This is a genomic window from Candidatus Thiodiazotropha sp. AKAK3 (assembly GCF_058244645.1).
Genome location: NZ_JBSYOQ010000050.1, coordinates 46744 through 61351 on the forward strand (window position 1 = coordinate 46744; position 14608 = coordinate 61351).

Annotated in this window: 13 protein-coding genes; 10 read left to right on the forward strand and 3 right to left on the reverse strand. The window is 45.9% G+C overall.

Annotated features, from left to right (window positions below; translation table 11 throughout):
* Positions 1-49: 49 nt before the first annotated feature.
* Positions 50-1273 (reverse strand): ABC transporter substrate-binding protein, encoded by a 1224-nt coding sequence (locus tag AC4IE7_RS10630; protein WP_490776814.1) that lies wholly within the window; start codon positions 1271-1273, stop codon positions 50-52.
* A gap of 642 nt (positions 1274-1915) precedes the next feature.
* Between AC4IE7_RS10630 and AC4IE7_RS10635 the strand changes: the two genes are divergently transcribed.
* The 5 genes from AC4IE7_RS10635 (at position 1916) to AC4IE7_RS10655 (ending at position 4900) form a co-directional block, all read left to right on the forward strand.
* Complete coding sequence (locus tag AC4IE7_RS10635) at positions 1916-2440, forward strand: SRPBCC family protein (protein WP_490776815.1); 525 nt, start codon at positions 1916-1918, stop codon at positions 2438-2440.
* Between the two features lie 91 nt (positions 2441-2531).
* Complete coding sequence (locus AC4IE7_RS10640; RefSeq protein ID WP_490776816.1) at positions 2532-3458, forward strand: YVTN family beta-propeller repeat protein; 927 nt, start codon at positions 2532-2534, stop codon at positions 3456-3458.
* 45 nt (positions 3459-3503) lie between these two features.
* Positions 3504-3797 carry a hypothetical protein gene (locus tag AC4IE7_RS10645; RefSeq protein WP_490776817.1) on the forward strand — a complete coding sequence of 98 codons (294 nt, stop codon included), beginning with the start codon at positions 3504-3506 and terminating at the stop codon, positions 3795-3797.
* 17 nt (positions 3798-3814) lie between these two features.
* The gene (locus AC4IE7_RS10650) at positions 3815-4504 is read left to right on the forward strand and encodes a hypothetical protein (protein WP_490776818.1); all 690 of its coding nucleotides are present in this window, start codon (positions 3815-3817) and stop codon (positions 4502-4504) included.
* A 27-nt stretch (positions 4505-4531) separates the two neighbouring features.
* Positions 4532-4900, forward strand: a complete 369-nt coding sequence (locus tag AC4IE7_RS10655) for a hypothetical protein (protein WP_490776819.1) — start codon at positions 4532-4534, stop codon at positions 4898-4900.
* Positions 4901-5043: 143 nt separating this feature from the next.
* Here the strand turns inward: AC4IE7_RS10655 and AC4IE7_RS10660 are convergent, their stop codons facing one another.
* A complete protein-coding gene (locus AC4IE7_RS10660; RefSeq protein ID WP_490776820.1) occupies positions 5044-5889 on the reverse strand; it encodes a quinoprotein dehydrogenase-associated SoxYZ-like carrier in 846 nt (281 codons plus the stop codon).
* A 222-nt stretch (positions 5890-6111) separates the two neighbouring features.
* Positions 6112-7221, reverse strand: coding sequence for an MBL fold metallo-hydrolase (locus AC4IE7_RS10665; protein ID WP_490776821.1), 1110 nt, complete (start codon positions 7219-7221; stop codon positions 6112-6114).
* 62 nt (positions 7222-7283) lie between these two features.
* Between AC4IE7_RS10665 and AC4IE7_RS10670 the strand changes: the two genes are divergently transcribed.
* The 5 genes from AC4IE7_RS10670 to fdhF all read left to right on the forward strand — a co-directional run bounded on the left by AC4IE7_RS10670 (position 7284) and on the right by fdhF (position 14539).
* Positions 7284-8303: an ABC transporter substrate-binding protein gene (locus AC4IE7_RS10670; RefSeq protein ID WP_490776822.1), complete on the forward strand. Its 1020-nt coding sequence runs from the start codon at positions 7284-7286 to the stop codon at positions 8301-8303.
* A gap of 11 nt (positions 8304-8314) precedes the next feature.
* Entirely contained in the window at positions 8315-9061 is a 747-nt protein-coding gene (locus AC4IE7_RS10675; RefSeq protein ID WP_490776823.1) for an ABC transporter permease, read from the forward strand.
* A gap of 4 nt (positions 9062-9065) precedes the next feature.
* Positions 9066-9827 (forward strand): ABC transporter ATP-binding protein, encoded by a 762-nt coding sequence (locus AC4IE7_RS10680; protein ID WP_490776824.1) that lies wholly within the window; start codon positions 9066-9068, stop codon positions 9825-9827.
* A gap of 262 nt (positions 9828-10089) precedes the next feature.
* Positions 10090-11796 (forward strand): NAD(P)H-dependent oxidoreductase subunit E, encoded by a 1707-nt coding sequence (locus AC4IE7_RS10685; protein WP_490776825.1) that lies wholly within the window; start codon positions 10090-10092, stop codon positions 11794-11796.
* Complete coding sequence (gene fdhF / locus AC4IE7_RS10690; RefSeq protein ID WP_490776826.1) at positions 11786-14539, forward strand: formate dehydrogenase subunit alpha; 2754 nt, start codon at positions 11786-11788, stop codon at positions 14537-14539. Before AC4IE7_RS10685 ends, fdhF begins: the two co-directional genes overlap by 11 nt.
* Positions 14540-14608 lie beyond the last annotated feature (69 nt).

Genomic DNA, 14608 nt, shown 5'->3' on the forward strand with positions numbered 1-14608 from the left:
TATATGTTTTTGAGTTCTGAGCCCTGAAACCACTTGCAGAGCAGATTCTTCACTTGGCACATTTGCTTTCGGGTTTATCGTAACCAAGCGTATCCAAGGTGGAGAACTGATGAAGAAAGCCTTTCTGGGGTGATACTGAGATCATCAATCTCGGTGAGGTGATCAATAACGGTTGTCTCATCTGATTATTCCATTCCCGGTAAGTAACCGGTCTGCCTTTGAAAGCAGCCAGATTGAAATCCCCACTCAGAATATATGATTTCAGTTTTTCCACATCGTTGTTTGATGTGCGAGTCGCCGCTTCGCCAATAGTACGCACAGCCAACCAGGCCGCATAATCTCGATCGCTCATCCAGCGCCCCTGTTTCTCCTTGAAACGACGTTGGAACTGTGTTGCGCCCCACTGTTCATGCACCCCACTCCAGGCTGCCGGTGAGAGACCATGTGATCCCCCTACAGGCCGAGGTAGAAATGTTCGGTAGGTGAGAAACTCACCAAACTCATCATGTTCGTCAGCCACAACAAGAATGTCGTAATCCCCAACCTGGCTGAATACATTGACTGCCTCCTGCTCCCTGTTGTGTCCTGAGTCTGTTCGCCTGGCTCCTGGCTCGAAGGTCCAGATTTTTTCTTCAACTATCTTGTGACCATAACGTTTTGCAGCACGTTTAAGTGCCTCGGCATAAGCCTTGTCCTCAGGATGACGACCCGTTACAAGAAACCACTCATCCCATCTTTTCCAGGTCAGATATTGTGCAAGCGCATCTGCGAGCATCGCACGACTGGGAATGGTATGAAATAGGTTAGCTCTACATTCTTGAAATCTGAGATAGTTTTCTTGGGCACTGATATTGAACAATAAAGTGTTCTTTGCCTCTGGCAATTCTGCCAGTTTAAGGAGTTTTTTTGCCGGCAGATTGAGAATAAAGAGCCTGAAGCCCTGTTGCTGCAGTTTGACAAAGGCCTCGACCACTGAATCTTCTGGTTTAATATCAATTGTAGTTAAGCGAAATATCTGACCGGTAAACTGCCCCGTTGTATTATTATCGCTGATACCCTGTTCTGCGCCAGCCAGCCCTGTATTGTCGATAACCGGCTCTAGTAGAGATAAGGGTATGTGCTTATCCTCATGCTCTGATAGCAGGGCAATGGGTATCTCCAGAGATTCTGCGAGCGCAGCACCAGAGAAAAACAACCAGCAGATGAGAAAGATATGTTGCTTTATAAGGCTAGCTTTGCTCTTTTTTTTATAATCAGTAACCGATGTGCTCAAGACAACTCCAGATAAATCTCTCTGACTAAGCGGATAGAGAATCCCTGTTGAAATTTTGCAAATTCCATACCATTAAAGTGTTTCAGTTATTTCAGCAATTACAGTCAATATTTGCCTGGGCTGTCATTTTTTCTGAATCGTTCAGTGTCAATGGTGACACACTCTGTCGGTAATGGTGTCTCACATTGGTCAGCTATTGATCCACAAACCCAGTGATCTGTTCGATACTCAGACCGATAGCAAGCCATTGTGTAGCCTCATCATAGTCCAATTATTAAAGAACAGTTAAGGGATTTTTTCCCTATTATCCACTCAAGTAACAAGCATAATAGAACATAGCCACATTGCGATTGGACGAATAACATTCGATTCCCCATCTAGTGTGGTGCGTCATACTAATTGACGATTCTAGCGAGACGCTAAGTGGTCAGCCTCTAGGCGCGTGCTGCAGGGAATGGCAGGGCAATTCCCTGCGCATTACGCCTTGTCTCCTGACCTGAGCTGGCTTCTAGAATCGTCAATTAGTATGACGCACCACACTAGAGAGGAAAGTGATTAATTTCCGAAAATCAGGCACGAATATTGCTGCCTTGGTTATTTAGAAAGAGAAGAATATCTAAAACTATCCTATTGGAGGTATCTGTGAAAAGAATCCATATTCTCCTTCCTGTCGTACTTCTACTGTTTGCAGTAGTCGCTCATGCCCATGGACCAACCCGTCAAAAGGTTATAGTAAAAGAGCAGATCTCAGCTACACCAGATGCAGTATGGGAACTGATCAAGAACTTTCATGATATGAGTTGGCACCCAGTTGTTGCTAAAACCGAAGGAGATGGGGGGAATACTGTCGGTGCATCACGGACTTTAACCTTGGTGAACGATGGAATAATCCATGAATCTCTAAAGAAATATGATGCTGAAAAGCGCACTTTCAGCTATAGAATTGATTCTGTTGATGTCAAGGTATTGCCTGTCACTAACTACAGTTCAACCCTAAGCGTTAAACCTTCTGATAACGGCGGTAGCCTCGTCACCTGGAAAGGCGCCTTTTATCGAGGATACCCTAACAATGATCCACCTCCAGAACTCAGTGATCAGGCAGCTAAGGATGCCGTAACCGGTGTCTATCAGGGCGGTCTTGCAAACCTGAAGAAGCTCTTGGAATAGGATTACTGTTGATTCTGTCGAAATGAATATAGCACTGGCAAAAAACCATCAATTTAAGATTAAGTCTATTTCTTTATGCTTAATCTTACTGTTGACTGGTTTCACCAGTGCTGTTTTATTCGCCGCACCCTTCGCTTATGTAACAAATCAGGGTGATGACTCAGTTTCTGTCATCGATTTGGCATCTTTGACAGAGACAGCAACCATTGATGTAGGTGCGAAACCCGCCGGTATTGTCGTATCCCGTGATGGTAAGCGCATCTACGTATCAAACCCAGAAAGTAAGGATGTCTACCTCATTGATGGTTCAGATTTCAAAATAGTCACAAGCAAGAAGATTGGGCTTGGACCTCTGGGCATAGCACTCAGCCATGATGACAATCAGGTCTATGTGGCTGATTGGTATCAGGATGTAGTGTACATCTTGGATAGCATAGATCTGTCGGTTGAGGCAAAAATTGCGGTTGGAGATTCACCTTCAGGTCTTGCTGCCAGTAAAGATGGAAAACGACTCTATGTTGCAGATAGAGATGATGACCAGATATCTGTAATAGATATTGATGAACAGCGGGTCATCAGCCGTATTGCGGTAGGTAATCGCCCTTTTGGCATCCGTCTCGATCCAGTTGATAAGAGACTCTATGTAGCGAATGTTGCCAGTAACGACCTTACCGTTATCGACCTTAAAGAAAATAGAGTAATTGCCACGATATCAGTGGGTAGTTCACCTTACGGTGTTGCGATCACACCACTCAATGATCGGGTGTTCGTAACAAATCAACATGATAATACCTTATCGGTTATTGATCCGCTCAGTTTAGAGGAAACACACAGATTGGATATTGGTGAATACCCTGAAGGGATCATTGTAGATCCGATCGGTAACAGGGTTTATATCGCCAACTGGTTTGACAACGAATTGGTAGTACTCAATACCAAAACGTTGCAAATAATTAAGCATATACCCACAGGTGAAAGCCCACGTGCCTTTGGTGTATTTGTTGCTGGCGGAACATAAGCTAATTGTCCCATGAGAAAAACCTCAATACAGGAGGAGTGAACCATGCCTCATCAAACCTTTCCAGAAGACTCTACTCTTAAACGTCATTTTGAATCTACAGTTGAGATGAAACGTCAGAGGTGGCTTCAACTGCCCCCTACCGACTCGATCCTCTACCGACATACGACGATGAGTGGTAAAAATCGATCTAAATCGACCTCAATAAATACCTCAACAACCACTGCTGTTAAATCCTCTGCAGCTAATGCCTCGCCAATGCCGCAGTCAGTAGAGAATATACCCCCTGAAAGAGGGTTTTTAGCAAAATTTTTCAGCTTATTCAGCCGTAGTGCATGAAACAGGAGTTATCTTAAATGTTCACGCGCAGTTTGATTATTGCAATATTTTCAGTCTTTTTATGCTCTACACCAATGCTGGCGGAGACCCAGATTCTACCCCCTCCGAGTTTAAACAAAGCTCAGAAGATGTTTTTTTACAAAGATCACCTTCAGGGGATTGGTAAAGGCAGCCAGCTCGACTATGGCTTGAAAAGCACAACTACTGATGATGAGAGCTTCACTGATAAGATTGAACTCAAAGTAACGAATGTTATCAGTGAAAGAAAGCGGGATATCGAGTTTAACTTTCTGACAGGCTCACGACATATCGATTTTTCTCCTGCTAAATCCTACACTGGAAATCCAGTGATTATTCACTTTCTTGAACGGGATATATCCATGATGTCGAGGGATACAGGCGGGTGGAATGGCTATTTTAGAAATCGTATCCGTGATTCTTTTAAGCATCCAGTTCATGTTAAGGATGTGAGTATTAAATATAAAGGTCAAGATATAAAAGGCACTGAAATAGTTATTACCCCATTTATTGGGGATCCAAATTCCGAAAACTTCAAACTGTATGTTAAAAAGAGTTATAAGTTTATCTTCTCTGATCAAGTACCAGGCGGTGTTTATCGAATCCACACACAGGTTCCAAGTGAAAATGGTGAGCAAGTTTTGATTGAAGAAGATATGACATTCCAGAAATTAACGCCTGGCGCATAAAAAATGATAGATAAATTGAGGCCATCCATGTTCAAAACAAGACTATCATTTACCTTGATCACTGTAGGATTTATTTCTATTTTCTCATCTGTAGTAACCGCTGATGAGTGCGATAAATCGGACGCCTACCCTACTTCAGCAAAAGTAGACTATGTCATCGGTTGTATGGCATCTAACGGACAGACTCATGAGATGATGCAAAAGTGCTCGTGCAGCATCGACTTGATTGAAAAGGCAATTCCTTATACTGAATATGAGCATATATCAACCTTATTGAGTCTACAACAGATGGCAGCAGCTGGTAGAAATGCTGTCTATAAAAGCTCTACCTGGTCACAGAAGGCCGTTGCAAAATTGCGGGATGTTCAAGCTGATTCTACTTTACGTTGTTTTTGAACTACCCAGCTTTTGTAGAATTTCCACCCATGATATTCCCATCATCAGCCAGATCATGTTCAATGGAGTCTCTGTATAAACCCTGAAACAGAGGCTCCAATCGTCTTAAAGGCAGCTCTATTAATTGCTTGTGCCCTTATCTGCTATGAACTCTTCTTTGGTAGATCTAACGTATGTGTAAAAGTCCTGCCTTTTGAGTCTTTGACATGTACTTCGAGCACACCAGTCTCTTCCGGCGAAAAACCAAAACGTATACTTGGATCTTCACTTATGGATATATCCGTATCTGCGGTGAAGACCTCCTCTCCATTGAAAGTAACTTGTATCGTTCTGATGAAATCAGCAGGTATGTAGAATCGAGAAACCTGATCAAATTGCAGTCCAGAATTATTGGGATGTTTTATCATTAGTTGGGTTGGGATGATTTCTCCTGAAGTGAATGATTCTGGTAGACGAAATTTTATCCGTCCCAGTTGCGCTTCAGCTGCTGCCGGATCTTTCAACGAAGGTGCAGAGCACCCTCCGGATGCCTTCACATAATTATTCACCATATAGATATTGCCATCGCTAACCTCTGCGATAGCTCGAAGATCAGTATAGGCATTGATACGTACCCGGGTGGATAGTGTTTTCCAACTATGATTTCCAGGAAATTTGAAAACCGCAGCCACGGGAGAAGGATTGTTGTCAATTATAATATAAAGCTTCTTGATATAGCGTTCCGGCGTCTGCTCAAATTTGGATTCAATCGAAATAGGTACAATTGCAGCATCCATAGCCCTTTTTGGCGTTTCAAGCGCAAGAACTTCTGTTCCATCCTGGATATATCTATCCCCTATCAGGGAACTTTTTATCTGAAACCATCGGGCACCATCTTCTGTGGCCTCTACCTTGGCAGGTAGTATAAAACTGATCAATATTACTATTGTGAAGAGAATGCAGGTGTTCCATACCCAGCCTTTGTGTTCCATTGTTGGGACAACTATCATAGTAAAAATCCTCTTTATGAGAAACAGAGTGACTGGAACCTGCTATTCGTCACGTAGTAGGAATTAGATCCAAATCTAATGAAAGTGTTCCAGGCAAAACCTGGACAACCGATTGAGGTGTTTCGACCTCCTAACTGTTTACCAATTATGATTCCTGAATTCCAGCTTCAACCACACAAAAAATCAGGACATTTCTAACCCTCACTTTTTATCACCCCCTCTCTACTCCCACTCTAATTCTGCAAATGCAGCTGTCACATTCCTGCCATGATATGTTTTAAATAACAACCAGTTGGAACGCTCATTCAAACCAACCTGCTCTACAGCCTGTGTAATCGTCCCTCCCTGTTTTATGATCTCTCTAATTTCATTCGCTATATTCTCTAGGTAACGTCGTTGATTGAGCAGTGCAGTTTTCCATTGAGTTACGACTGGTCCGTGACCAGGTACAACTCTCGCTATGGCATCACAGTTCAGACTATCCCTGGCTTTATGATCATCTTCTGTCTTTGCTGAATTGTTGAAACAGTTAGCATTTATAAGACCATTAGTGACCTTCATCCACCCTAGAATACTGCCATCAACCACGGGTATACGATCAATAAACAGCAGATCAGAAAGCCACAAGGTTGCCGTTTTACTGTCATAGATGCTGATATCATTATTAGTGTGAGCAGTAGGATAAGCTGTTAAATGAAGCAAACGTCCGCCAAGATCCAAACTTAGTCGTTGATCGACAGTCACCGTTTGATCAGGAAACACCATTTCAGTGCCCTCAGATGCAGAGCCTAAAATTTGTGTCATATTGTTCAGATAGACTGACTGACGCCTGGCTAGTGCATCTCCAAGCTGAGCATGTCCAATAAATTTCGGGTTATCCTGGCGGAATGCAGCCGCTCCCAAGCTATGATCCGGGTGCATATGGCTCAATATCACATACTCAATCGGTAGATCAGTAATTTCGCGAATCATCTGCCTAAGTGCCATCCCCTCCTGAATATTACTTCCAGTATCAATTACAGCTACACGATCATTACCTACAATAAAACCGATGTTGGCAATATGACCTTGGTTCGACTTGGAAAAATCCTCATGCAAGCCTGGCCTGATGTATATGCCTGGTGCTATTTCTTTTAACTCCCCAGCAGCTGCCGCGTAGATCGGCACAAGCAAAAGCAGTACGCTGGTTGTGAAGATTAGAGTAGTGTGGAATCGGAACCTATTCTGCCTCTTGCTAATCTTCTGAAATATTAAAGTAGAAAATATCCTGTACTCATTGGCATATATTTTGCGAAAATAATAAGAAATAAATTGATGAAGATTATTCAGCATACTGTCTCATCCTGAATCGATACATAGATAAAAAAACAGAATCAATAACTGCTGGAGGAGAGATGACACCATATTTCCTATGGGCCATTAAAAATACCTGTTTCACTTTCATTGCATTACGAAATCTTTTCTTTGTTGTAACTCTATTGCTCTACAGTACATGCACATTTTCGGCCAACACGCTAAAGATGGCTGTTTTGCAGTTTGGTACTGCCAATTGGGAACTCGATGTAATCAAGAGACATGGCCTTGACCAGGAGCAGGGGTTTACACTTGAAGTCACCAAAATGGCAGGAAAGCAGGCGACTATGGTGGCACTGCAGGCTGGATCTGTTGATGTTTCTGTCAGTGACTGGATCTGGGTCTCCAGACAAAGAAACAGTGGCAAACCCTATACCTTCGTACCCTACTCCACAGCGCTTGGTGCCCTTGTGGTTCCCCAAGGGTCTGACATCAAATCAATCAATGATCTGCAGGGTAAAAAGCTTGGTATCGCTGGTGGACCTCTGGATAAAAGTTGGCTACTGCTGCAGGCGCTTGCACTCCAGGATTCCAATATTGAATTAAGTAAAACTCTGACCCCGGTATTTGCCGCACCCCCTCTTCTAAATCAGCAACTAAAACAGGGACGGATCGATGCTGTACTTAATTTCTGGCCATATATAGCACGCCTGGAAGCATTAGGCATGCAGCAGATTATAGGGGTAGAGCAAGTTACGCATGGCTTAGGCATCAATAGCCGTGTCCCTTTCGTTGGTTATGTATTTGACGAACTATGGGCGAAGGAAAATCATCAAATTATCGAAGGTTTTATCCGCGCTACAGATAAAGCTAAACAGATCATGCAAAAATCTGATCAGGAGTGGGAATTACTGCGTCCCTTGATGAAAGCACCGGATAATGCCACTTTTATTGCATTAAGAGATGGTTTTCGAGCGGGTATCCCAAGCCGTTGGAGTGAACAAGAGCTTAAAGATGCCAAACAGTTGTTTGATATCCTCTTTAAATTGGGTGGTAAAAAACTTGTAGGCAATACAACTCAGCTTGCACCGGGAACATTCTGGCCGAACATAACTGATTAAGAGTAGTATCCTTGAATATTCCTGTATATGTCCGTCGTTTCTCTTCCATACTGTTGCTACTACTGATATGGCATATCACTGCTCTAATGTGGCAGAACAGTATGCTACCTCCGCCCAGTAGTGTCGTTGAGGTTATCTGGCAGGAGATGCAGAGTGGACAACTTTGGTTTCACTTGAGTGCTACCCTGATACGTGTTCTGATTTCATTTGTCATTGCGATGCTGGTAGGAAGTATTATCGGAATCATCATGGGCCGATCGCGCATGACCGATCAATTTCTCGACCCCTGGTTAATCGTTTTCCTCAATATACCGGCACTGGTAATCATAATTCTTGCTTATGTTTGGTTTGGTTTGGCTGAGCTAACGGCAATCTTTGCGATTGCAGTTAACAAAATTCCCAATGTTGTGGTGACCATGCGCGAAGGTGCTCGTACTCTGGATGAAGAGTACCATGAAATGGCGCGCAGCTTTAATATAGGCAGACGAAAAACTCTGCTATACATAACCCTGCCCCAGCTACTCCCTTTCTTTGCAGTCGCTGCACGTTCAGGCATTGCATTGATTTGGAAAATAGTGCTGGTGGTCGAACTGCTGGGGCGTAGTGATGGCGTAGGTTTCCAATTGCATCTCTATTTCCAGCTCTTCGATGTCAGTGGCATATTAGCTTACAGTCTCTCATTCATCATGATTATGCTGTTCATTGAGTATGGTTTACTGCAACCTCTAGAGCGGAGAATAAACCGCTGGCGCGGATAGACCTATGTTAGATATCGATATACAACGAAAAAGATATATTCAGCACAATCCAGAGCGTGAGCTTCTGGTATTGGATAACATCAGGATCAATGTGAAAGAGGGAGAATTCCTGGCTCTTGTTGGTCCTTCCGGCTGTGGAAAAAGTACCCTTTTACAGATTTTATCTGGCCTTGATAAAACCTTTGAAGGCAACATTACATGGCTTGATAAACACAGCAATTCTTCAGCTAACCTGGGTTATGTATTTCAAAACCCGAGACTTCTACCCTGGCTCAACTTACGTGACAATATTACCCTGGTGCTGGATAATCCTGCTGAAAAAAAACAGCAGGTTGATGAGTTGCTGGAAGCAACTGGTCTGTCAGCATTCAGCGATTATCACCCTGGCCAGCTTTCGATCGGCATGCAACGTAGAGCAGCACTTGCCAGAGCCTTTGTAGTGGAACCCTCTCTACTGATTATGGACGAGCCTTTCGTCTCCTTGGATGGCCCAACAGCCTTTCAGCTCAGGCAACTTCTGCTCGATATACTGGCTATACGTTGTACTACAGTGGTGTTTGTTACTCATGATCTGCATGAAGCAACCATGCTTGCAGATAGAATTCTTTACCTCTCATCCTCACCGGCAAAAGTGATCGGAGAATCACTTGTTGACTTAGCAAGGGACAAGCGTACCAATGAAGAGGAAATTGGAAAAAGATATTTAGAGATCAAAACCCTTTTCAAGAGCTTCTATCAATCTGACAGACTGCCCACAGAGTCATAATGAGATCAGCTCAAACTTGATCTAATATTCGATACCTTTGCGGTACATCGCTACAAAGATCTACAAAAATAGAGGTTTTTCCTCTATCAAAAGATTCATCGAAGATTGTCTTGCTGAAGTGACAGCTACAGTTCAATGTGCCAGAAAAGTGGAGCACTAGCCTTATGAGGCTACTCAATTACACCCTGTCACTCTATATGGCACATGAATTGCAGTTTGGTTATGAACGATATTTTAACCAATCAGCTCATGAGATATTCTTTTGTCACCCTCAGCTAAACCACAAAAAAGACGACTGGGACAACGCAAGGGACGTAGTGTAGATCAAACCACCCTCAAATTAGTCCGCGAGCTACTTGATGGGATTCCACGACGCCCTGACCTGCTCATAGAATCACTTCACAGAATTCAAGATCATCTGGGATATATCTCCGTAGAACATCTTTCTGCCCTCGCCAGTGAGATGAATCTCTCCAGTGCAGAAGTATATGAGGTAGCGAGCTTCTATCACCACTTTGATCTGGTCAAAGAGGGCCAATCTCCCCCTCCCCCCTTGACTGTGCGTGTGTGTGATTCCATATCCTGTAGTTTGTCGGGCGCTGAAAATCTATTTGCCGAATTACAGGCAGGACTGGGTAGTGGCGTCAGGGTTCAGCGAGTGCCCTGTGTCGGTCGTTGTCAGGAAGCGCCTGTCGCTGTGGTTGGGAAACGACCTCTCTCCCAAGCAAATGCAGTAAAAGTTCAGCAACTGATTGATGCTGGTGATATAGAAGCTGAATTGCCTGACTATCTTAGCTATAGCGACTATCGTGCTGGTGGCGGCTATAACCTGCTGCAGCAGATTTTGAATGACAAAAGTGAGAGTGATCAATCAGGGAAGCTGTCTGCTGAACAAGTTATTCAGTGCCTGGAAGGCTCAAACCTCAGGGGGCTGGGGGGGGCTGGTTTCCCCGCTGGTCGTAAGTGGCGGATCCTGAAAGATCAACCATCGCCCCGTCTTTTAGCCGTTAATATTGACGAAGGCGAACCTGGCACCCTGAAGGATCGCTACTATCTTGAACGAGACCCTCACCGATTCCTCGAAGGTACACTGATCGCTGCCCAGGTAGTGGGTATCAGCGAAATCTACATCTATCTTCGGGATGAATATGCAGGAATTCGTATGATGCTGGAAAAGGAGATCTCTGCCCTGCAGTCTGATCCTCCCTGTCCACTGCCACCGATACATATGCGCCGGGGAGCCGGTGCCTACATCTGTGGTGAAGAGTCCGCGATGATTGAATCCATCGAGGGTAAACGCGGCATGCCTCGCCAACGCCCCCCCTACGTTGCCCAGGTCGGGCTTTTTGGTCGTCCCACTTTGGAACACAACATGGAGACCCTCTACTGGGTCCGGGAGTTGATTGAGCGTGGCGCTGAGTGGTTTACCGCTCAGGGACGAAATGGCCGGCATGGGTTACGCAGTTTCTCCGTCAGCGGCCGAGTCAATAAACCTGGCGTCCATCTGGCCCCCGCTGGCATTACCATGCAGGAACTGATTGATGAATATTGTGGTGGCATGCAAGAAGGTCATGAACTCTACGCCTACTTTCCCGGAGGCGCCTCCGGTGGAATCCTACCTGAATCACTGGCGGATATACCACTCGATTTTGACACTCTGCAAGCCTACGGCTGTTTCATCGGATCAGCTGCAATTATCGTATTGTCGCAACACGACAGCGCCCGCGATGCAGCGCTGAATGCAATGCGCTTCTTCGCTCATGAATCCTGTGGTCAATGCACCCCCTGTCGGGTCGGCACTGAAAAAGCAGCTGCCCTGATGGCGCAGAAGCAATGGGATCCGGCGCTACTCGAAGAGCTCTCAACAGTCATGATCGATGCATCTATCTGTGGTCTGGGTCAGGCCGCCCCCAACCCTATGCTGAGCATATTGAAATATTTCCCCCAGGAGTTGGATCATGGCGAATAACTCCGAATCAACAGCTCAAGCGATCAACTTTACCCTTGATGGCATCCTCCTGAGTGCAACACCTGGAGAGAGCGTGTTGCAGGCTGCTAAACGCGCTGGTGTGGAGATCCCCCATCTCTGCTACAAGGAAGGATTAAGGGCCGATGGCAACTGCCGTGCCTGTGTTGTTGAGATTGAGGGTGAACGCACCCTCGCTGCTTCCTGTTGCCGCACACCCAGTGAGGGTATGGTGGTGAACAGTCAAGGGGAGCGTCCCCGCAAGTCGCAACAACTGGTGTTGGAATTGCTGCAATCCGACATGGTTGAATCCCAATATACTCACCAAAATGAGCTAGACCATTGGTCTAAAAAGATGCAAGTTGGCAAACCCCGCTTCCCAGCGCGCCAGCAACCTGTAAGTGACAGCTCACACCCTGCCATAAGCGTCAATCTTGATGCCTGTATTCAGTGCACACGCTGCCTGCGTGCCTGCCGTGAAACCCAGGTTAACAATGTGATTGGCTATGCGATGCGAGGAGCAGTTTCATCGATAGTCTTCGACACTGACGAACTATTGGGTAATAGCAGCTGTGTCGCTTGTGGTGAATGTGTACAGGCCTGCCCTACAGGTGCACTGATGCCATCTGAGAATAGGGGTTTGGAAGAGACTGAAAAACAGGTCGATTCTGTCTGTCCCTATTGTGGTGTCGGCTGCCAACTCACTTTTCATGTCAGTGATAATCGTATTCGTTATGTCACAGGAAGAGATGGCCCGGCAAATAACAGTCGCCTTTGCGTTAAAGGCCGTTATGGATTTGATTATGTACACCATAAGCATCGACTGACGAAACCACTGATCCGACGTGCTGATGCCCCCAAACAGGCAGAACTCGGACTCGATCACAACAACCCATTCTCAGATTTTCGTGAAGTAAGCTGGGAAGAAGCCCTGGCAGTGGCTGCTGAAGGCCTCAACGAGATACGCAGCAATAGTGGTCCCTTAGCATTGGCCGGCTTTGGGTCGGCCAAGGGTTCGAACGAAGAAGCCTATCTTTTCCAAAAGCTGGTTCGCACAGGCTTTGGCAGCAACAACGTTGATCACTGTACCCGTCTCTGTCACGCCTCATCGGTTGTGGCACTACTGGAGATGATTGGATCAGGTGCAGTATCAAATCCAATTGCAGATGTAGATAAGGCTGAGGTTATCCTCATTATCGGTTCCAACACCACTGATAACCATCCTGTGGCCGCCACCTTCATCAAGAATGAGGTTAACGCGGGCAAGACACTCATCGTGATGGATCCGCGACGTACCACGATTGCAAACCATGCAACACATTTCCTGCAGTTCAAACCTGACACTGATGTAGCGTTGCTGAATGCCATCATGAATGCCGTCATTGAACAAGGCTTGGTGGATAGCGCTTTTATTGAGCAACGCACCAGTGGATTTAAAAAGCTGGAGCAACACCTTCGCCCCTTCACCCCAGAAGCTATGGCGCCTATTTGCGGCATCGACGCCGCCACAATACGCAAAGTTGCGCGTGTCTATGCCAAATCCAAGGCCTCGATTATTTTTTGGGGAATGGGTGTCTCACAACATATACATGGCACCGACAATTCACGTGCACTGATCTCCCTGGCGCTGATGACTGGCCAGATCGGCAGACCTGGCACCGGACTCCACCCACTACGTGGTCAGAACAACGTCCAGGGCGCCTCTGATGTGGGGCTTATTCCGATGGTATTTCCAGACTATCAGCGAGTCGATAATCCCCAGATTCGCGCTAAGTTCGAAGCACTGTGGGAGACAGAGCTTGATCCAAACCCCGGTTTAACCGTGGTCGAGATCATGCATGCAATCAGTGATGGCAAGATAGAGGGCATGTACATCATGGGTGAGAATCCAGCCATGTCTGATCCAAATCTGAATCATGCACGTAAAGCACTTTCCAGCCTGAAGCACCTGGTGGTGCAGGATATCTTTATGACTGAGACTGCCTGGTATGCGGATGTCATCCTTCCTGCCTCAGCCTTCGCTGAAAAAAACGGAAGCTTCACTAACACTGACCGGAGAGTTCAGCTCGGCCGTCAAGCCATTGATCCACCAGGAGAGGCCCGACAAGATCTTGAGATCATTCAGCAGATGGCAAATCATCTGGGACTCGATTGGCACTACAACCACCCCAAGCAGGTGTTTGATGAAATGCGTCAGGCAATGCCGAGCATTGCCGGGATCTCATGGGAGCGCCTGGAACAAGCCGGAGCCATAACCTACCCCTGTGCAGATGAGAGCGATCCAGGACAGCCTGTGATCTTCATAGATGAATTTCCAACTCCAACGGGTAGAGCCAGCTTTACCCCGGCACCATTTACCAATGCGGATGAACTGCCTGACCACGAGTATCCTTGGGTGCTGATCACCGGCCGTCAATTGGAACACTGGCACACAGGAGCAATGACCAGACGCGCTGAGATGTTAGACAAGATTGAGCCAATTCCAGTAGCAAGTGTCCACCCGGAAGAACTGGCCCGTATTAAGATCGAGCCAGGCGATCCTATCAAATTACAATCCAGGCGCGGCGTTGTTACCGCGTTTGCCCGCGCCGATACTGGGGTTTCTCACGGACAGGTCTTTCTGCCCTTCTGTTACCACGAGGCTGCGGCCAATCTTCTGACCAATGAAGCTTTGGATCCGTCTGCAAAAATACCCGAATTCAAATTCTGCGCCATTCGTCTAATGCCTGGTCAGGGAGACGAATAAGAAATGATCATTTTGAGACAGAAAAAGGACGGTGTGGCATTTCTGTTACAGTTTTTCAGCTTAGTAACA